The sequence below is a fragment of the Haloarchaeobius lipolyticus genome (assembly GCF_051208015.1).
Taxonomy (GTDB): domain Archaea; phylum Halobacteriota; class Halobacteria; order Halobacteriales; family Natrialbaceae; genus Haloarchaeobius.
Map to the genome: position 1 here is coordinate 435229 of NZ_JBPKGF010000002.1, position 19049 is coordinate 454277.

Below are 19049 nucleotides of genomic sequence, written 5' to 3' on the forward strand. Positions count from 1 at the left end.
AGGACAATCAATGCACACACACATCAATCGGTTCGGTGAATCGAAGGGGGAGCGAGCGGTCTCGCCGGTACTCGGCGGTATCCTCGTCTTCGGGCTCGCGATGTCGCTGATCGTGCTCATTCAAGTGAGCATGGTGCCGGCGCTGAACGGGCAGATAGAGTTCGACCACAACCAGCGACTCCAGGAGGACGTGAAGTCCTTCCAGAGCGCCAGCTACCGGGTGGCCGCGAACGGTGCACCCGAGTCAGTCGACGTCGAAGCCGGCGTCGACTACCCGGACCGGGCGTTCCTCGTCAATCCGGCCGCGAGAAACGGCCGTATCTACACGGAGTCCGGGACGGTAACCATCGACGGGGCGGTCGCCGTCCACGGCGACGTCGCCGACTACTGGGACGGAAGCCCGAGAACCATCGACACGAACGCGGTCGTCTTCCGGCCGGACTACGACCAGTACAGGAACGCCCCGACCACCCGATACGAGGGGACCGTCGTCGCCAACGACTTCGGCGAGACCGTCCTCGTCGTCGACGGTGGAAAACTGGTCGATGGAACTCGTATCACGCTGGTCACCCTCGACGGAACCATCGACGAACAGACCGTCCGGTCCACGGTGTTGACGCTCCAGCCCATCAGCACGGGGAGCGGAACGGTCCAGATACGGAACGACACCGCAGACGTCACCATCACCGTGCCGAGTTCGCTCTCGGCCGAACAGTGGAAGACGGACGTGCTGGCAGGCCAGACCCACGTCGTCGACGTGACCGAGGGTGCGACGGCCGGTACCGTCGCCATCGTCCTCGAAAAGGGCGTGACCTACGAGCTACGAATGGCCCGGCTCGGCGTCGGGACGGGCTACGAGACGTCGACCGCCGCGGCGTACCTCGCCATCGCGAAGACGACCGAGGAGACGCTCCGTCCCGGTGAGACCACCACCATCACGGTCGAAGCACGCGACGCGTACAACAACCCGGTGTCGGGTGTCACGGTGAACGCATCCCAGACGGGAAGCGTGGCGTTCGTGAGCGCGAGCAGCGCCGAGACCGATGATTCCGGGCGGGCGTCGTTCACGTTCAGGGCACTCGGTGCCGACGACGACGTGACCACCACGTTCAGCTACGGGACCACTCCGACCGCAGCACAGACCGTCACGCGAGCCCTCGAGGTCGTCTCACCGGAGGTGCCGTCGCCCGACTTCAGTATCGGGGGTCTCATCAACCCGGATGCGACCGATGGAAGCTTCAAGTTCGTCGAATCCGTCCTGAGTGCCGACAACGAGAGCGTCGTGATGCACTTCGAGAACGACGGCGGCGAACGTGTCCTTACGGACGTGCGCGTCAACCTGTACTGGATGGGGAAGCCAGGGAACAACGCGAACAGGCCGACAACGGCGACGTTGTACGAGGGAACCACCCTCGCGGCATCGAACGAAATCGTGACGGCCGACGTCGGTGGAAAGTTCAGCGCGATAGCCGCCGGGAGGCAATCGACCTTCGCCGACGGCGAGACGCCCGTCCTCTCGATACAGTTCGAGACGAGTGACGGTAGTCCGTACACCTCGTCGGGCGCCTCGGATGATTTCTTCATCCTCTCGCTGACGTTCCACGACGGGACCACTGCCGTCTACTTCGTGCCGTCCTACGCGAAGTAGCCCCAGCGCACTCACCTCGGAGGGTTCTCCCTCGAGCGACCCCGCCTACAGCACCGACGATTTTATTCTTCGAACCTCCCACGCAGAAAGTGCTATCCCCTTTCACGTCGTTACATCCACATGTATTCTGGTCCGGGAGACCGGGGGGTCTCGCGAGTCGCAGTCGTCGTCGTGACGTCGATACTCGTTCTCTCTCTGGTGACGGTGTCCCTGTTGAGCAGTGCCGAAGCGGCGAACGCACAGGCAGAACGTGACCACACGACACTCGTTGAGACGGAGCTCTCTGCACTACACGGCAGCGCGCTCCGAGTCGCCGGCAGTGGCGCTCCCGAGACCGCGAGCGTCACCCTCGGCGCACGGTACCCGTCGTACCTGTTCTCTCGGCCCGCACCGGCGACCGGTTCGCTCACCACCCGTGCTCTGGGAATCGAGATCGCGAACGTCGAGGCGGTCGACCCCGACGCCGCTGAGTACCTGAAGAGCGTCGGCGGGTCGCTGTCGGTCGACTCCAGCGCGCTCGTCTACGAGCCCCACTTCTCGAAGGACGACGGTGCGACGACCACCGCCTACGAATCTGGTGTCGTCTACAGCAAGACCCCCAGTGGGGAGTTCACCCTCGTCTCGGACGGTGGATTCATCGACGGGAACCGAATCACCCTCGTGGCCGTCGACGCCGACCTCGCGACGGAGGGTGCCGACCCGACGCAGCTATCGGTCCGACCGGTCAGTGCTCCCTCGCGCGCACTCACGGTCATCAACACGGTCGACGAGTCCATCGTAATCCGTGTGAAGACCACCCTCGCCGAGGAGCAGTGGGACCATATCCTGGCCGACCAGCTCGCGTCGAACGGCGGGTTCGTGACCGACTACAGCTACGAACCGGGTGAGTCGACGAACACTCTCACCGTCACGCTCCGGCAGGGCGAGTTCTACAGCCTGCGACTCGCCATGGTCGGCGTCGGCCAGCATACTCCCATCGAGACCGCAACACCGGCATACATCGTCAAGCAGTCCGGCGGTGACCGGTGGATACCTGCCGGCTCGAAGGAACGCCTCGTCGTGCAGGTTCGCGACCGATTCAACAACCCCGTCGAGGGCGTCATCGTGAAGGCGACCTACCCGACCGGCGAGCTGACGCCGAACAACTGGCCGACCGACGAGGACGGGCTCGTGGAGTTCGAGTACAGCCCCGGCGACATCGACCAGTCCGTCGAGGTGTCGGTCTGGTTCGGAGACGACCCGGACGACCCGGTCTCCTCGACGACGTTCACGCTCGTCGTCGGCGGTGAACAGCGGGAGGCCAGCACGACGGCGTAACTGCCGAGCACGACGGTTCAACTGCCGAGCACGACGGCGCAATCGCTGTTTTCACCCCTGCACGATTCGCTCGCCGACCGACCGTCCGTTGTCGAACGCGAGGTGGACGCGACCCTCGCCGACGACCCAGTCTCCCGCAACGTAGAGGCCCGAGTCCTCGCAACAGCGTGCGGCGTCCCCGTCGACGGCCGTGTCGGGTAGCGCGTACCGCCAACCCTGCGAATCGACCCAGTCCGGCTCGCGAAGTCGGTAGTCGTCCAGCAGGTCGGCGACGAGGCCGGCGGCCGCTCCAGCTGCGGTCTCCGCCGGCTCGTCGTAGTGGTCGACCGACCACCCGGGACTCATCTGCGCGACGAGGAGAGCCTCCTCGTCTGGGACGTGCCCGGGCTTGCACTCCTCCCGCGAGAGCCACCCGACCGGGTGTTCGCGGTCCGGGTTGACGAGCGCGTACCACGGTCTGTCGAGCTCGAACGGATAGTGAAGCACGAGCGTGCGGATGGTGCGGTACGGGACGGCCTCCGTCGCCGCCTGCAGCCGCTCGCGGCGCTCGTCGTCCCAGTCCGTCGCCGCCAGGAGTTCGGCAGTCTGCGGTGCTGGAGGCGTGAGGACGAGCGCGTCGAACGGGGCGTAGCTGTCCCCGTCCGTGTCCGTGAGGTGCCAGCCATCGCCTTCGCGGGCGATGGACCGGATTCGAGTCTCAGTCTCGACGGTGGCACCGCTCCGAGCCACGACGCGCTTCGCGAACTGCGTGATCCCAGCCGTGTAAGTCCACTTCGGTGAATCGTCGCCGCGACCTTGCGTGATGGTTCCGTCGGCGTCGTGGGTCCAGACCGGTTGCTCGATATCGACGAGGCCGTCGGTCCCGAGCTCGTCGAGGAGCTGGCCGACCCAGGCGTCGTGTCCCGGTTTGAGGTAGTTCGCGCCGTGGTCGTACCGACAGCCGTGCTTGCGGCGGGTCGCGGCGCGACCGGAGATGCCTCGGGCCTTGTCGAGCAGAGTGACGGTGCAGTCCTGCTCCCGGAGGGCGTCGGCAACACCTGCCCCGGCAACGCCGGCCCCGACGACTGCGACGGTTCGTGTCATCGCCCGAGAATTGGCGTCGGTTCCCTATAGGACCGTCCCCGAACCACGACGTATCCGTACCGTTTATCCACACGAGTCGAGACCGCTTCAGTCGTGCAATCGGACCAGACCGTCTACGTCCGGCCGCTCGGCTACGTCGAAGACTCGCCCGTCGCTCGGCGAGTCGGTGACCGGGAGGTGTTCATCGGGAACGTCCACGCCCCGACCAGTGGGCGCGAGTTCGAGACCGTCGTCTCCCTGACCGACGCACAGCCGACGACGACCGACCATCATCCCCTCGTCGACGGTCCAGAAGCCGACTTCTCGACGTTCGCGGCTGCGGTCGACGCGACACGGGCGAGAATGCGAGCCGACGGCTCCGTACTGGTCCACTGCAGAGCGGGCGTCTCGCGGAGCAGTGCCGTGCTGGCGGCGGCGCTCGCGACAGAGCAAGAAACATCGTTCGTCGACGAACTCCACCGGGTCCAGCAGGCGCGTCCGACGGCGGTTCCGCACCCGGCGCTACACGAACTGGGCGTCGTGTACGTCGCCGCACACGGGTGAGGAAGATGGCGAACAGGCGACACGGCGCCCAGCTACACGAGACGCCGTGTCGCACACCCGCGGCACGTCCCGTGTCGGTCGTCAGGACATGGGGAGTCTGGCCGCGGTTTCGTATTTGAATGGTCGGTCTGTCCGTCCTCAGCTCGTCGTGACGAGTTCGACGACCTCGCGGTGCTCAAGTTCGGTGTCGCTACCCATCTGTCGCTTGGTTCGGCAGTTGAGCCCGTGGAGGAGACCGTCGCCGATGTCGGAGTGGAGGTGGTAGGCGAAGTCGGAGGTGGTCGAGCCCTCGGGCAGGAGGAAGCAGTCGCGCATGACGCGGCCCTGCTCGTCACCCATCGCCTCGGCACCGCCGGGGAAGACGGCGATTACGCCCAGTTCTTCGAACAGCGCGGCTTCGAGGGCCTGCTGGACGCCCGTGCCGCCGAAGTCGGTCACGAACTCACGGATCTGTTCGAGCCCCTGTTCCTGCTCCTCGGAGACGTCGGCGAGGATGTCGAAGTCCTCGTCGCCCGCGCTGTAGTCGACGATGTCCTGCTCGGCCGCGTTCTTCAGCGCCTTCTCGGCGTGGGCGCTGGCGGCGACGAAGGTGAGGTGGTCGTACTCGGGGTCTGCGGTTATCTCGTCCCAGTTCTCCTGGGCGGCGGGCGTGTCCATCTTGTTCGCCGCGATGACCATCGGCTTGGTGTACTTTCGGATCTCGCGGGCGAGGTCCTCGCGGTCCTGTTCGTCCCAATCCTCCGGCTCGAAGCCGAGGTCGAGGCGGAGGACGAGCTTCTTGATCTCGTCCTTGTTGATGCCGAAGGCGGACATCTGCTCGGCGAGTTCGACCTCGATTGCGAGTTCGTCCTGGCCCTGGTAGCGGTTCTGGAACTTCTCGATGCCCTTCTGGAGGATGCCGACGTACCACTGGTCGAGTTCGTTCTCGAGGAAGTCGATGTCCTCGCGGGGGTCGTGGCCCTCGGTCGGCTCGCCCTCGATGTCGGTCTTGCCGGAGAAGTCGACGACGTGCACGAGGACGTCCGCCTCGTTCAGGTCGGTCAGGAACTGGTTGCCGAGGCCACGTCCCTCGTGTGCGCCGGGGACGAGGCCGGCCACGTCGACGAGTTTCGTCGGGACGTAGCGGGTGCCGTGCTCACAGTAGCCGGTGTCGGGCGTGCAGGTCTCGTCGAACTCGGGTGCCGCACACTCGACGCGGACGTACGCCTCACCGATGGAGGGGTCGATGGTCGTGAACGGGTACGCGCCCTCCGGCACGTCGTTCATCGTCGCCGCGTTGAAGAATGTGGACTTGCCCACCGACGGCTTGCCCACGAGACCGATCTTGTAGCTCATTGGAACCGACAAGCGGTTCGGGCGGCTTAAGGCTTGAAATCCGCATCTGCAGTGGGTTGTGATGGCATACCGGATGGGTTCGTGGGCGTCGTCGGTGCCACTCAGACGACCGGTCGCCGCGGCCCCGCTTCGCGTGCGACGAACCGTATCGGGAACGACTCGACCCCGTAGAGGAACGCGCTCGGAACCGGCGAGAGTTCGGTCGAATCGGTGGCCACCTCGATCTCGCCGACGCGAGAGAGCAGCGTCGACAGTGCGATACGCGTCTCGAGTCTGGCGAGCGGCGCGCCGAGACAGTAGTGGACACCCCGGCCGAAACCGAGATGCGGGTTCGGGGTCCGGTCGACGACGAACGTCTCTGCCCGGGGGAACGCGTCGGGGTCGCGGTTCGCAGAGCCGATCCACGGGACGACCACGTCACCGTGGGAGATCGGCTGGTCGCCGAGCACTACGTCCCTGGTGGCAACGCGGCTCAGCGCCTGCACGGGCCCGCGGTATCGGAGCACCTCTTCGACGGCCTTGGTGAGAAGACCCGGGTCCCGGTCCAGCCGCTCGAGTGCGGACGGGTTCTCGGTGAGACACCACATCGCGTTCGTGACGAGGTTGGTCGTCGTGATGTTGCCCGCGACGAGCAACAGGATACAGAAACCGAGCAGTTCGGGACGGGTCAGGGGTCGGTGGTCGACCGTCGCATGGACGATCTTCGAGACGAGGTCGTCCTGCGGGTCGGCCCGCCGTAGCTCGATGAGCTCGTCGAAGTACTCCTTCAGCTCGTCGAGCGTCTGTTCTCTCCGCTTCGCCGTCTCGCGGGCGGCTTCTTCGGTCCGCTCGGTCGGTGAGGCGACGAGGTCGTCCGACCAGCGCTTGAACGTCGCCCGGTCCTCGCTCGGCACACCGAGCAGCTCCGCGATGACGACGACCGGGAGGGGGTAGGCCAGGTCAGCGACGACGTCCATCTCGCCGCTGTCGGCGACGGCGTCGACGTAGTCGTTCGCCAGCTGCTCGATTCGTGGCGCGAGTTCGGCGACCGCCCGCGGGCGGAAGAAGTCCTCGACGACGCCGCGCAGGTGGTCGTGCTTCGGTGGGTCGTTGTTGAGCATCGTGTCGAGCTCGAACGATTCGACGGCGTCGCGGAACACCTCGTTGCTGGCGTTCCTCGGGTCGGAAGAGAAGGTCGCGTCGTCGGCGAGAACCGTTCTGACGTCCTCGTAGCGGAACACGTCCCAGCAGTCGCGCTCGTCGTCGCGATGGACGGGGTCGGTCTCGCGCATCTCGGCGTACCAGTCGAACGGGTCCAGCCACGATTCGGGCGTCGAGAGCGCCTGCGGGACGCTCAGGACGCTAGACGTAGATTCCGTAGGGCCGCCCTCCGTCGGCGGCCGTTCTGGCGGCGTGTGGACGTCTCTGTCGGTCATGCCATCAGTAGGTGGTGGTGGCCCAAGTTGCCGCGCTTACCGTGCGGTAACTCCGGTCACTCACCGCCAGGTGGGACGGTCTCAGTCACTGGACCCACCGCGCCCGGCTGAAAGGGCAACCGGTATGAACCGCCGGCGAGGACCCCCTGCTATGACTGACGCAGCGACGCTGGCGGACCGCGTCCTGGAGGGAGACCTCCGGCTGCACGAACTCGAACAGCACGCAGACCACGACGTGGCCGCCGAGGCCCGCCGGCTGGTCGTCGAGGCCGAGACCGGTGTGGACCTCGAGACGGTCGGTGACTACGCCTTCGACGCCGCCGAGGCAGAGTCGGCCATCGAGAACATGGTCGGTGCGGCCCAGCTACCGATGGGTGTCGCCGGTCCCGTCACGGTCAACGGCGGGGCTGCCGACGGCGAGTACTACCTGCCGCTGGCGACCACGGAGGGCGCGCTACTGGCGAGCGTCAACCGCGGACTCTCCGTCATCGAATCGGCGGGTGGGGCCGACGCCCGGGTCACCAAATCTGGGATGACCCGTGCACCGGTCTTCCGCGTCTCCGGAATCGTCGAGGCCGCCGAGGTCGTCGAGTGGGTGCGCGAGAACACCGACCAGCTCCGCGAAGCCGCCGAATCGACCACGAGCCACGGCGAACTGCTCGACGTGACGCCGTACGTCGTCGGCGACTCCGTCTATCTCCGCTTCCGTTACGACACGAAGGACGCGATGGGGATGAACATGGCCACCATCGCGACCGGAGAAGCGTGTGACGTGGTCGAGGCCGAGACGCCGGCCTCGCTCGTCGCCCTCTCGGGCAACCTCTGCTCGGACAAGAAGCCGGCCGCCATCAACGCCGTGGAAGGCCGAGGACGCTCCGTGACCGCGGACGTGTTCATCCCGACCGACGTTGTCGAAGAGCGACTCCACACCACGCCGGAAGCCATCGCCGAGGCGAACACCCGGAAGAACCTCGTCGGCAGCGCGAAAGCCGGCGCGCTCGGCTTCAACGCCCACGCTGCCAACACCGTCGCGGCCGCATTCCTCGCGACGGGACAGGACGCCGCACAGGTCGTCGAGGGAAGTAACGCCATCACCACCGCCGAGGAGCGCGACGGCGGCCTCTACTTCTCCATCTCGCTCGCCTCGCTCGAACTCGGCACCGTCGGCGGCGGCACGAAGCTTCCGACCCAGTCCGAGGCACTGGACGTGCTCGGGCTCCGCGGCGGCGGCGACCCGGCCGGCTCGAACGCCGACGCCCTCGCGGAGGTCATCGCGACCGGTGCACTGGCTGGCGAGCTCTCGCTGCTGGCCGCGCTCGCCTCGCGCCACCTCTCGTCAGCGCACGAGGAGCTGGGCCGATAACGGCGGCCGTCTTTCTCCGGCGGCAGCGGAACCGCTTTCACCCTGCCCCGAGTGACCACGCCACATGGAAATCGTTCCGACAGACGCGGTCGATTCGGTCGAGGCAGTCGAGGGCGTCCACCTCTCCCAGCTGGCCGGCGGCGACCGGATGACCGTCCAGCACTTCGTCATCGAACCAGGTGCGACGGTCCCCGAGCACAGTCACCACCACGAGCAGGCGGGGTTCGTCTACGAGGGGACGCTCACCTTCCTCGTCGGCGACGAGGAGCTCCCCGTCGCCGCCGGGGACTCGTACTCGCTTCCCGGCGACGAGCCTCACGCCGCAGAGAACCGTGGAGACGTCCCTGTCCGGGGAATCGACGTGTTCAGTCCGCCGCGGGAGAACCCAGACTGGCTGGACCGGTAGTCGGCGGGCACGGAGAAAGCTTATTGCAATCTGTCAATAACCGTCGGTCATGTCCCTCAAAGCGCTGGCCCCGTACGTCGCCAAGTTCTCGCTCGTGGGCGGCCTCGTGCTGACGGTCCTCGTACTCGGCGTCGGTTCCGTCGCGGGCGTCCCGCTTCCACTGGTCGCCCTGGCCCTCTGCGTGGGCTCCCTCATGGTCGGCCCGGCGATGTTCGCGACCACCGATTCGGGCCTCGACTCGGCCGAGGCGGGCGTTGCCGGTGGATTCGACGTGACGAACCCGTCTGCCTACCGTGCCAGCGATATGCTACCCGGCCGCATCGAGTCCGGGTTCGTCTTCATCGGTGCCATCGGCTGGGCGGCCATCGCGTACGTGCTGGTCGCATGAACGCCACCGTAGAGCCGGTCAGACCAGCCGGTAGCGGCCCCTGCTCTCGCTGACCTCGCCCCGTCGCACCAACTTCTCCAGCGCCTTCTGCACGTAGCTCTCCGGCACTCCGTGTTCGGCGGCGAAGGCGACGACCTCGTCCTCCGTCGGGCGGTCCAGTTCCCGAAGGGCGGCCTCGACGGTCTCCTTCCGGTTCATCGAACCCGCAGAACGTGACTGCGATGCCCGCTCACCCGCGTCGTTCACCTCGTCCACGTCGAGCCCGGACGCTTCGAGGAACTCCTGGTCGTCGACGACGCCGTCTGCGACCGCGTCCTCCAGTTCCGCGAAGGAGTCCACCTTCGCGAACGCCTCGCCGTGGCCCTGCCGGTTCGCCAGCATCGACGCCCGGACCTCCCGTGCGTGGTCGATGTTCTCCGTCTCGACGAACGACCGGACCTTCTCTATCTTCCGGCGGTGGCCACAGCGGCCGCACTGGGTCGAATCCGGTCGTCCCTCGATGATTCGCAACGAGCCACACTCGCGACAGCCCACCACGCGGTACATACCGGGACGTGGGGCGGGTCGGGTTTTGAACCTTCGCCATGGCAGGGAACGTGCGGGTTGGCTGGGAGGCACGGGCCGGTCGGCAACTCGGAGACGGACCGCCGGCTCGAACGTGGTGGAAACAGCACCGTTCAGAAGAGCGTTAGATAGCGTATCCTTCGCTCCTGAGGAGCGCGACGACGCGTTCGGTCTGGTCACCCTGTATCTCGATGGTCTCGTCGTCGACGGTTCCACCTGCGCCGACCGCTCGCTTCAACTTCGACGCGAGCGCTCGCAGGTCCGTTCCCTCCGGGAAGCCGTCGATGACGGTCATCGGCTTGCCGTAGCGGCGGCGTTCCACGCGCACGGAGAGTTCGGTCTCGGCGCGGTCGAGGTCGCCGATGAGGTCGAGGTCGTCGAACTGACTTGGGTGATTCTCTGGTACCACGCAGAGGATAGGGCCTCAGACGATATATGGGTTGTCTGGGTACGTAGGGCGCGAAAGAAATGGAATCGAGACCGTTCGTCTGACAGCAGGTGTGCCGAGCGAAGCTCGGCGGACTCACGACTCGCTTACGCGAGGTCGTGGATGTTCTGGCGGCTACGCCGCCAGAGTTCGCAGAGCTGGCTTAGGCCAGTTCTTCGATATTCTCGACGACCTTCTCCGCGAACTCGCTCGTCGCGAGCTTGTTGCCGCCCTCGATCTGGCGCTCGAGGTCGTACGTGACGTCGCCCTCGGAGATGGTCTTCTCGACGGCGTCACGGACGAGCTTGCCGGCGTCCTTCCAGCCCATGTACTCGAGCATGAGACGGCCGGAGAGAATCATCGCGGTCGGGTTGACCTTGTCCTGGCCGGCGTACTTCGGGGCGGAGCCGTGGACCGGCTCTGCGAGGCAGCGGTGCTCGCCGAAGTTCGCGCCGGGCGCGATGCCGAGGCCACCGATCTGGGCGCCTGCGGCGTCGGACATGTAGTCGCCGTTGAGGTTCATCGTCGCGATGACGTCGTAGTCCGAGGTCCGGGTCAGGAGCTGCTGGAGCATGTTGTCTGCGATGCGGTCCTTGACCACGAGCGAGCCGTCGGGCTGCTCGCCGTCGTACTCGTCCCAGAGCTGCTCCTCGGTGATGACGTCCTCGCCGTACTCCTCCTCTGCGACCTCGTAGCCCCAGTCACGGAAGGCACCCTCGGTGAACTTCATGATGTTGCCCTTGTGGACGAGGGTGACGGAGGGACGGTCGTTCTCGATGGCGTAGTCGATGGCCTCGCGGACGAGGCGCTTCGTCCCGAACTCGGTGATCGGCTTGATGCCGATGCCGATGGGGCCGTCGTGCATGGTCTCGTCGTAGCCCATCTCGTCCTCGACGAACTCCTTGACCTGCTGGACCTCGTCGGTACCGGCTTCCCACTCGATGCCGGCGTAGACGTCCTCCGTGTTCTCACGGAAGGTGACCATGTCCATCTCCTCGGGGTTCTTGACCGGCGACGGGACGCCGTCGAGGTGGTAGGTCGGGCGGACGTTCGCGTAGAGGTCGAGCTTCTGGCGGAGCGCGACGTTCAGGCTACGGAAGCCGGCGCCGACGGGGGTCGTGAGCGGGCCCTTGATGGCGACGTTGAACTCTTTGATGGCCTCGACGGTGTCGTCGGGCAGGTTCTCGTCGTACTTGTCGCGGGCGGCGGCGCCTGCGTAGACGCGCATCCACGAGATGGAGCGACCGGTTGCCTCGGCGGCTGCCTCGAGGACCTTCTGCGCGGCCGGTCCGACGTCGGTTCCGATTCCGTCCCCGTGGATGATGGGGATGATGGGATCGTCGGGGACGACGAGTTCGCCGTCGTCGTCGACCGTAATCTGCTCCCCTGTCTCGGGAACGTCTACCTTGTCGTAATCGTAGCTCATGTCGTCTAGTCCGTCGGAAGTTGCGCCTAAAAGGGATTCCATTTCGAGCGCAGATATTGCCAACCGGATGCAAGGACATCGGACGGTCCTGGCGGGCAGTATTCGGTTCCGCGGGGATTCAAGCAGTTCCACGCACCACTGGACCGTATGCACGTCATCGTCCACGGCGGCGCAGGTGCCGACCCCGACGAGCCCGAGAAACGGCAGGCGGTCCTCGACGACGCCGCGACCGCTGGCTCCGACGCCGAGACGCCGCTCGACGCTGTCGAGCGGGCCATCCACGTGCTCGAGTCCTCCCCCCGGTTCAACGCCGGCGTGGGCGGCGCCATCCAGTCCGACGGCGTCGTCCGGACCGACGCGGGCGTGATGACCAGCGACCGCGAGGCCGGGGCGGCCTGTACCATGCCGGGTGTCGAACACGCCGTCAGCGTCGCCCGTGTCGTCATGGAGGAGACACCGCACGTCTGCGTCTCCGGCGAACACGCCGTCTCACTCGCGGAGGAGTTCGAGGTCGAGACCGGCGTCGACCTGCTCACCGAGCGCACCCGGGAACGATGGGCGGAGGAGGACGTCCCCGATGGCGGTCCCCGGGAGCACCTCGCGTACATCAGAGAGCGGTTCGGCCAGACCGACCCGGACGGGAACGTGGAAGAAGACGGTGGCGTCGATGACGAACATGATCACGACACGGTCGGTGCAGTCGCCTACGACGGCGAGACCTTCGCCGCGGCGACCTCGACCGGCGGGCGCTGGCTCGCGCTCGCGGGCCGCGTGGGGGACGTCCCCCAGGTCGGCAACGGCTTCTACTGTGCACCTGCTGGCGGGGCGTCCGCGACCGGTGCCGGCGAGGACATCGCCCGCGTGACGCTCTCGCGCCGGGCGGTTCGCCACCTCGAGTCGGGCTACTCGGCACAACAGGCCGCCGACCTCGCCATCGACGAGTTCGGTGAACTCACCGGCTCGAGCGCGGGTGTCATCGTCCTCGACCGCGAGGCTGGGGTCGGCCAGGCGTTCAACTCGGATGCGATGCAGACGGCCGTCTCTCGCTGAATCGACCTCTTCGACCCGACCGGCGCCCGCCGGAAATCCCCAGATACACCCCGGCTCACGCGCAGGCCGAAGGGTTCGACGGTTGCCGATGGCGATGGTCTTCGAGTCAGGTGGCAGCGGTCGTCAGCGTGGGGGTGCGCCGGGCGGGTTCAGACATCGCGCGGATTTTCACCGTCAGTGGTCCATGTGCACATAGAGCATGGATTTCGACATCTGTCGAGAGAGACATTTATTGTCGTCGAAATAGTGATTACTCCTATGCTCGAACAGGTTCAGTACGGAACAGCACAGGAGTGTCCAGAGTGTGGTGACGAAACGGTGAACGTCCAGGGAGTCGACGCCTGTCCGTCGTGCTCGTGGGTACAGCGAACACGCTAGACGGGTAGTGAACGACAGCGTACAGAGTGAACGACAGCGTACAGAGTGAACGACAGCGTACAGTGCAGAAAGCGACGAAATCGTCGATACGTGGGTCGGGTCAGTCGGCCGGCTGTTTTCGCGGCGGTGTGACTATCTTCGACTGCTTTCTGTCCTGTCCGTCGCGGTCGAGCGGGACCGTGACGAACTCGTCCGCGTTGCAGTCGTAGGCCGTGAGTTCGCCGCCGTAGACGCAGCCCGTGTCGAGGCCGACAACGTGGTGGCGGTAGACGGGCTCTGCGAGGACGGTGTGGCCGAAGAAGACCCGGTCCGGCCCGTCGTACTCCTCGAACCAGAAGGGCCGGTCGTAGCTCCCGCCGGGGGCGAGCGACCGGGTGTTCTGCAGGTCGTCGACGCTGTGCTCCGAGAGCGGTTTCCGGGGGTCGACGCCGCCGTGGACGACCAGTGCGCCCTCCCAGGAGATGGCGACCGGCAGCGATTCGATGTAGACCATGTCCTCGTCCGAGAGCGCTGGAAGCTCCTTTTTCCCCCGGACGAGTTTCTCTTCGTTGTTGCCGCGCACCGAGAGCATGTTCGGCGCCTCGCGGACCCGTTCGACGACTCCGGCGCTGTCCGGGCCCTTGCGGACCAGGTCGCCGACGAAGACCACGAGCTCGTCGTCGCTGGGCTCGACCCGGTCCAGCAGGCGGTCGAGTGCGTCACGACAGCCGTGGACGTCCCCGACGACGTAGATGTTGTCCCAGGCATCGACGTCGACCGTCTGGTGCCACGCGCCGTCGGTATCGTCGAAGGAAGGTTCTGGAGCAGTCATCGTGTGGTTCTTACACGGGGGTGGGCGTGAAAGCCATAAAGGGTTTCTAGGACTCCTATATAGCTCTGCGTTTGGACGCTGCTAGCACGGGCGGCGAGACGCAACCTCTTTCTCGCGGACGCATCAATCTCGAGGCATGAGTGAGAACGCGGTCGACCTCGACGCCGAGAAGTACGAGAAGCACCGGGAAGCTGGTCGCATCCTCGCGGAGGTACGCGACGAGGCGGCAGAGATGGTCGACGTGGGTGTGAAACACCTGGAGGTCGCAGAGTGGGCCGAGGACAAGATACGCGAACTCGGCGCACAGCCGGCGTTCCCGGTCAACATCTCCGTCAATGAGGAGGCGGCGCACGCGACCCCGAGCATCGACGACGACTCGACGTTCGGCGAGGACATGGTCAACCTCGACATCGGCGTCAGCGTCGACGGCTGGCTGGCCGACACCGCGGTCACCGTCGACCTCTCGGGCAATCCGGAGCTCAAAGAGGCGAGCGAGGAAGCCCTCGATGCGGCGCTCGAACTCGTCGAGCCCGGCGTCGACAGCGGCGTCATCGGCGCCGAGATAGAGGACGTCATCAAGGCGTACGGCTACAACCCGGTCGTCAACCTGTCCGGCCATGGGCTCGGACACTGGGAACAACACACCGAACCCAACATCCCGAACCGTGCGGTCTCACAGGGTACGACACTCGAAGTCGGCCAGGTCATCGCTATCGAGCCGTTCGCCACCGACGGCTCTGGCAAGGTCTCCGAAGGTGCCGACGAGCAGATCTTCGCGCTCGAACACGAGGGCTCGGTCCGGGACCGCAGTGCTCGAAAGGCGCTCGAACAGATCACCGAGGAGTTCCGCACGCTCCCCTTCGCGACTCGCTGGCTCGACGTTCCCCGCCCCGAGATGGCACTGCGCCGGCTCAAGATGAACAACATCGTCCACGGGTACCCGGTCCTCAAAGAGGACGACGGCAAACTCGTCAGTCAGAAAGAGCACACAATCATCGTGACCGAAGACGGCTGTGAGGTCACGACGCGCTCTCGGTGAGCAGCTTTCCCGAAAAGGCACCCGTCCCCGAACCCCTGTTCGTCGGTCGATGCATCCGAACGTGTGACACCCTGCCACAACTCCGACCGCCAGCGGTGACAGCACCTGGCACCACGCCGCGCCGGTTTCCCGCCGACCACCAGTCGCGGGAGTTACGCGTTGTTCATACGCGTGCTGGTTCGACCACCACACGTCTGACACTCGGTCACCCGGTACGGTTCGCGTGAGAACTGCGCGTTCTCCGCCTTCGTACTCTCGGTCACCAGTTGCACGGACACCCTGTGCAGCGTGTCAGTTCCACAACTATCGCAACGCTCGGTTCGCCCCATCAGTGAGTCGTCAGTCGTCGCCATCCAATACCGTCGAAGCAGGGTATCATCATAAAAAGAAACGACTGTTTATTCGGTTGAAAGCACCGAACCTTGCAGCCAGTGGATATTTATGTGGGAAACCGAGAATCTAGCGGTTTCGAAACGTCTTACCCGCGAATGACCGGGGCTTGTAACCGCGAAACCCCCGCTTGAATGGGGGATAGCACCGCCATCTAGCGGCGCAACTGTCTGTCGTCGAACGGGAGTTTGAAATCGGTGGCGAGTGGACCACGGACATGGACCAGTTGTTCGCACCCTGGCGTATCCAGTGGGTGGAGAAGGACGACGGTGACGGGATAGATGGTTGTCCGTTCTGCGTGCTTCCCGAGCGCCACGCAGACCGGGAGAACCGCATCGTCGCCAGGTCGGACCACGCGTTCGTCCTGCTGAACAACTACCCGTACAATCCGGGACACGCGATGGTCATCCCGTACGCCCACACCGGTGAGTACGGCGACCTCGACGAGGAGGCCCTGCTCGACCACGCCCGGCTGAAGCAGCGAACCCTCGATGCACTCGCGGAATCGATGGGCCCAGACGCCTTCAACGTCGGCTTGAACCTCGGCGGCGGTTCTTCAGGCGGGTCTATCGACGACCATCTCCACACGCACGTCGTCCCACGTTGGAACGGTGACACGAACTTCATGCCCGTCGTCGCCGACACGAAGGTCATCGTCGAGGGACTGGAAGACAGCTACGACCGTATCCACGAGGCGTTCGCGGCCCAGGACGGGGCGACGGTGCCTGGAGAGGAGAGTGCAGTTCGGTTCTGAACCGGTCGTGGCGCACGGTCTCGGCCCCGCGAGCGACTCCCCGTCTCGCGCGAGCGTCTGACGTAACTAATTTTTAGGCTTCCCAAAGAATTGTTGGGCAGACGACAACCGTTATGTGTGCAGGGATGCTAGCCGACGTATAGCGATGGTTCTCCTCGAGAACGTGGTACTGGTCTTCGTCGCGGGGCTGCTGACCGCGTTCGCGACCGGCCTGGGAGCACTGCCGTTCTTCTTGTTCGACGACATCAGCGACCGGGTAAACGTCGTTCTCTGGGGACTCGCAAGCGGAATAATGGTCTCTGCATCGGTGTTCGGTCTCCTGTTCGAGGGGGCCGCGAACGGCGAGCTCCTCGGCGTCGCCGGCGGCATCGTCGCGGGCGTCGTCCTCGTCGTCGTCGCCCACGAGATCATCGAGGAGTACGAGCCTGACCCGGGCGACTACGCCGAGGCAGACTTCAGAAAGCTCGTCCTCATCCTGGGCATCCTCACCGTCCACTCGTTCCCGGAGGGGGTCGCCGTCGGCGTCTCGTTCGCCGAGTTGAACCTCTCGGGCCTCGAGGCGAGCGTCGACCTACTCGGGTTCGCGATTCCGGTACTCGCCGTCTTCATGACCGTCGCCATCGCCATCCACAACGTCCCCGAAGGTGTCGCAATCTCCATTCCGCTCCGGTCGATGGGCGTCAGCGAGCCGAAGATGGTCTGGTGGGCGGTCTTCTCCAGTCTACCACAGCCCGTCGGGGCGGTCGTCGCCTTCGTCTTCGTCCGCATCGCTCGCGAGTTCCTCCCGTTCGGGTTCGGGTTCGCCGCGGGCGCGATGATCTACCTCGTCCTCACGGAGTTCATCCCGGAGGCGCGTGAACTCGGAGAGCAAGTGCCCGGCGGCGGCACGCGTGAACTCGTCTCCGGGCTCGCCATCGGATTCGCGGTGATGGTCCCGCTCGCGTTCATCTAAACGGTGGGGCGAACACGTCGACAGGCCCTTTTACCCCCCGTGCGTAGCCGAAATCCACCATGAGTAGAGGCAACGCCGTCAGACGGGTCGGGGCAGTCGTCGTGGTGGTCAACGTCCTCCTCGTCGCGGCGAAGGCGACCGTCTACTGGCAGACCGGGAGCCTGGCCGTCGGTTCGGAGGCCGTCAACAGCCTCTCCGACTCGGCCTACAGCCTCGTCGTCCTCGCCGGCCTCTACCTCACCACGCAGCCGCCCGACTTCGAACATCCCCACGGCCACGAGCGCATCGAGCCGTTCGTCTCGCTGTTCGTCGCCGCCGGTATCTTCGCCGCGGGGGGATTCGTCTTCTGGCAGGCGGGGACGACACTGCTCGCCGGCGACGTGGCGACTCACTACTCGACGAGCGCTGTCGCAGTCCTCGTGTTCTCGGGCGTGCTCAAGTACGTCCTCTACAGGTACTGTCTTCGAGCGGGCGAGAACGTCCACTCGCCGGCGCTGGTCGCGACAGCCGTCGACAATCGGAACGACGTGCTCACCGCGGGCGCCGCGCTCGTCGGAGTTCTCGGTGCTGGGGCTGGTTTCCCCGTCCTCGACCCGCTCGCGGCCATCGTCGTCTCGCTCGCCATCGTCTGGACCGGCGTCGAGATCGTCCGCGACAACGTCAACTATCTCGTCGGTGCCGCGCCGCCCGACGATCTGCGAGCCGAGATAGTGAAGCGTGCACTCGCCCACCCCGACGTCAGGGGCGTCCACGACGTGGTCGCCCACTACGTCGGCCCCGAGATAGACGTCTCGCTCCACATCGAGGTCGAAGGCGAGTTAACGCTGTTCGAGGCGCACGACATCGAGTCGGCCGTGGTCCAGTCGATACAGGCCATCGAGCAGGTCGACGACGTGTTCGTCCACCTCGATCCGAAGGAGCTGGGGGAGTGGAAGGAGGACGGAGGAACCGACGAGCTGTTCGGGTCGCTGGACAACGAGTGAACGGGTTCCGAGGTCGTCACCGTCTCATCACGGTTGCGCGTCGGCCACGCTCGTACGCGAATCGAATCCATCTCACGTCGAGAACAGGACAGAGTCCGCGATTCTTCGTTACGGAAGGTTACTTCGTCGTACGTCGGTAGCCTGGCCACAGCGCGACTACTTACCGGGAAGTGACGTACAGATATGTGGGAAGAAGGGGACGAGTAATGATGATTAGAAATACGACCCGTAGGAGACTTCTTCGAACACTCGCCGTCGGAGCGGTCAGCTCGAATGCAGTTTTCGTCGCGGCGGGGCGGACGGGAGAACCCGACGTCGCGGCACAGTACCGCAGACGGCGTCGACGGACGAGAGGCCGATACTTCAGCCACGGCAGGTACCGTGAGTGCTTCAGAGACCGCTGGGGGAACCTCTGGTGCAAGGTAGAGGAGTACGACGACGACTGGGACGACGATTACGGCGGTGGCGGACTGCGGTCCGACATCGACCAGGACACCTTGCCGGACTACAGAGACCAGTGCCCTGCCGAATACGGACCCAGGGACAACAACGGGTGCCCGCGGATCACGTACGGTGATTCGGACGGCGACACGGTGCCCGACACGGAGGACAGATGCCGGTACGTGCCGGGTCACCCGGCGAAGGGAGGATGCCCGGTCAGACTGGCTCCCGGCGGCGGCGAGTACTACAGCTCACCGAGTCGGTCGAACACCCGGAGCAGTCGCCGCGTTGGACGGTTCTGACGACCGAACCGGTCATTTTTCGTGGACGAGTTGC

General features: G+C 65.5%; 20 protein-coding genes. 12 read left to right on the forward strand and 8 right to left on the reverse strand.

What is annotated here, in order from left to right; translation table 11 throughout:
* The first annotated feature begins 10 nt into the window (after nucleotides 1-10).
* Together ACSC1Y_RS05245 and ACSC1Y_RS05250 are read left to right on the forward strand one after the other, a co-directional pair.
* The gene (locus tag ACSC1Y_RS05245) at nucleotides 11-1648 is read left to right on the forward strand and encodes an Ig-like domain-containing protein (protein WP_435333635.1); all 1638 of its coding nucleotides are present in this window, start codon (nucleotides 11-13) and stop codon (nucleotides 1646-1648) included.
* 120 nt (nucleotides 1649-1768) lie between these two features.
* A complete protein-coding gene (locus tag ACSC1Y_RS05250) occupies nucleotides 1769-2965 on the forward strand; it encodes a hypothetical protein (RefSeq protein WP_435333636.1) in 1197 nt (398 codons plus the stop codon).
* Nucleotides 2966-3016: 51 nt separating this feature from the next.
* On the opposite strand, the gene ACSC1Y_RS05255 is transcribed toward ACSC1Y_RS05250, so the two are convergent.
* Nucleotides 3017-4048: an NAD(P)/FAD-dependent oxidoreductase gene (locus tag ACSC1Y_RS05255; RefSeq protein ID WP_435333637.1), complete on the reverse strand. Its 1032-nt coding sequence runs from the start codon at nucleotides 4046-4048 to the stop codon at nucleotides 3017-3019.
* A gap of 93 nt (nucleotides 4049-4141) precedes the next feature.
* On the opposite strand from ACSC1Y_RS05255, the gene ACSC1Y_RS05260 reads away from it, so the two are divergent.
* The gene (locus tag ACSC1Y_RS05260) at nucleotides 4142-4591 is read left to right on the forward strand and encodes a dual specificity protein phosphatase family protein (protein WP_435333638.1); all 450 of its coding nucleotides are present in this window, start codon (nucleotides 4142-4144) and stop codon (nucleotides 4589-4591) included.
* Nucleotides 4592-4729: 138 nt separating this feature from the next.
* On the opposite strand, the gene ACSC1Y_RS05265 is transcribed toward ACSC1Y_RS05260, so the two are convergent.
* Both ACSC1Y_RS05265 and ACSC1Y_RS05270 read right to left on the reverse strand, forming a co-directional pair.
* A complete protein-coding gene (locus ACSC1Y_RS05265; protein WP_435333639.1) occupies nucleotides 4730-5926 on the reverse strand; it encodes a redox-regulated ATPase YchF in 1197 nt (398 codons plus the stop codon).
* Between the two features lie 101 nt (nucleotides 5927-6027).
* Nucleotides 6028-7341, reverse strand: a complete 1314-nt coding sequence (locus tag ACSC1Y_RS05270) for a cytochrome P450 (protein ID WP_435333640.1) — start codon at nucleotides 7339-7341, stop codon at nucleotides 6028-6030.
* A gap of 151 nt (nucleotides 7342-7492) precedes the next feature.
* Between ACSC1Y_RS05270 and hmgA the strand changes: the two genes are divergently transcribed.
* The 3 genes from hmgA (at nucleotide 7493) to ACSC1Y_RS05285 (ending at nucleotide 9498) form a co-directional block, all read left to right on the forward strand.
* The gene (hmgA, locus tag ACSC1Y_RS05275) at nucleotides 7493-8704 is read left to right on the forward strand and encodes a hydroxymethylglutaryl-CoA reductase (NADPH) (RefSeq protein ID WP_435333641.1); all 1212 of its coding nucleotides are present in this window, start codon (nucleotides 7493-7495) and stop codon (nucleotides 8702-8704) included.
* Between the two features lie 64 nt (nucleotides 8705-8768).
* Nucleotides 8769-9110, forward strand: a complete 342-nt coding sequence (locus ACSC1Y_RS05280; protein ID WP_435333642.1) for a cupin domain-containing protein — start codon at nucleotides 8769-8771, stop codon at nucleotides 9108-9110.
* A gap of 49 nt (nucleotides 9111-9159) precedes the next feature.
* Nucleotides 9160-9498 carry a hypothetical protein gene (locus ACSC1Y_RS05285; RefSeq protein WP_435333643.1) on the forward strand — a complete coding sequence of 113 codons (339 nt, stop codon included), beginning with the start codon at nucleotides 9160-9162 and terminating at the stop codon, nucleotides 9496-9498.
* Nucleotides 9499-9516: 18 nt separating this feature from the next.
* Here ACSC1Y_RS05285 and ACSC1Y_RS05290 read toward each other — a convergent pair whose 3' ends face one another.
* From ACSC1Y_RS05290 to icd, 3 genes are all read right to left on the reverse strand, one after another.
* A complete protein-coding gene (locus tag ACSC1Y_RS05290) occupies nucleotides 9517-10044 on the reverse strand; it encodes a DUF5817 family protein (RefSeq protein WP_435333644.1) in 528 nt (175 codons plus the stop codon).
* A 142-nt stretch (nucleotides 10045-10186) separates the two neighbouring features.
* The gene (locus tag ACSC1Y_RS05295; protein ID WP_435333645.1) at nucleotides 10187-10471 is read right to left on the reverse strand and encodes a translation initiation factor; all 285 of its coding nucleotides are present in this window, start codon (nucleotides 10469-10471) and stop codon (nucleotides 10187-10189) included.
* A gap of 181 nt (nucleotides 10472-10652) precedes the next feature.
* A complete protein-coding gene (icd, locus tag ACSC1Y_RS05300) occupies nucleotides 10653-11915 on the reverse strand; it encodes an isocitrate dehydrogenase (NADP(+)) (RefSeq protein WP_435333646.1) in 1263 nt (420 codons plus the stop codon).
* A 147-nt stretch (nucleotides 11916-12062) separates the two neighbouring features.
* Here icd and ACSC1Y_RS05305 point away from each other — a divergent pair, with 147 nt between their 5' ends.
* Nucleotides 12063-12965 carry an isoaspartyl peptidase/L-asparaginase gene (locus tag ACSC1Y_RS05305; protein WP_435333647.1) on the forward strand — a complete coding sequence of 301 codons (903 nt, stop codon included), beginning with the start codon at nucleotides 12063-12065 and terminating at the stop codon, nucleotides 12963-12965.
* Between the two features lie 478 nt (nucleotides 12966-13443).
* Here ACSC1Y_RS05305 and ACSC1Y_RS05310 read toward each other — a convergent pair whose 3' ends face one another.
* Nucleotides 13444-14154, reverse strand: coding sequence for a metallophosphoesterase family protein (locus ACSC1Y_RS05310; protein WP_435333648.1), 711 nt, complete (start codon nucleotides 14152-14154; stop codon nucleotides 13444-13446).
* 136 nt (nucleotides 14155-14290) lie between these two features.
* Between ACSC1Y_RS05310 and map the strand changes: the two genes are divergently transcribed.
* Nucleotides 14291-15193, forward strand: a complete 903-nt coding sequence (gene map / locus ACSC1Y_RS05315; RefSeq protein WP_435333649.1) for a type II methionyl aminopeptidase — start codon at nucleotides 14291-14293, stop codon at nucleotides 15191-15193.
* A 152-nt stretch (nucleotides 15194-15345) separates the two neighbouring features.
* Here the strand turns inward: map and ACSC1Y_RS05320 are convergent, their stop codons facing one another.
* A complete protein-coding gene (locus ACSC1Y_RS05320) occupies nucleotides 15346-15546 on the reverse strand; it encodes a DUF7835 family putative zinc beta-ribbon protein (protein ID WP_435333650.1) in 201 nt (66 codons plus the stop codon).
* A 254-nt stretch (nucleotides 15547-15800) separates the two neighbouring features.
* Here ACSC1Y_RS05320 and ACSC1Y_RS05325 point away from each other — a divergent pair, with 254 nt between their 5' ends.
* From ACSC1Y_RS05325 to ACSC1Y_RS05340, 4 genes are all read left to right on the forward strand, one after another.
* Nucleotides 15801-16337: an HIT family protein gene (locus tag ACSC1Y_RS05325; protein WP_435333651.1), complete on the forward strand. Its 537-nt coding sequence runs from the start codon at nucleotides 15801-15803 to the stop codon at nucleotides 16335-16337.
* A gap of 145 nt (nucleotides 16338-16482) precedes the next feature.
* A complete protein-coding gene (locus tag ACSC1Y_RS05330; protein ID WP_435333652.1) occupies nucleotides 16483-17289 on the forward strand; it encodes a ZIP family metal transporter in 807 nt (268 codons plus the stop codon).
* Between the two features lie 59 nt (nucleotides 17290-17348).
* A complete protein-coding gene (locus ACSC1Y_RS05335; protein WP_435333653.1) occupies nucleotides 17349-18272 on the forward strand; it encodes a cation diffusion facilitator family transporter in 924 nt (307 codons plus the stop codon).
* 206 nt (nucleotides 18273-18478) lie between these two features.
* A complete protein-coding gene (locus tag ACSC1Y_RS05340) occupies nucleotides 18479-19015 on the forward strand; it encodes a hypothetical protein (RefSeq protein ID WP_435333654.1) in 537 nt (178 codons plus the stop codon).
* Nucleotides 19016-19049: the final 34 nt, after the last annotated feature.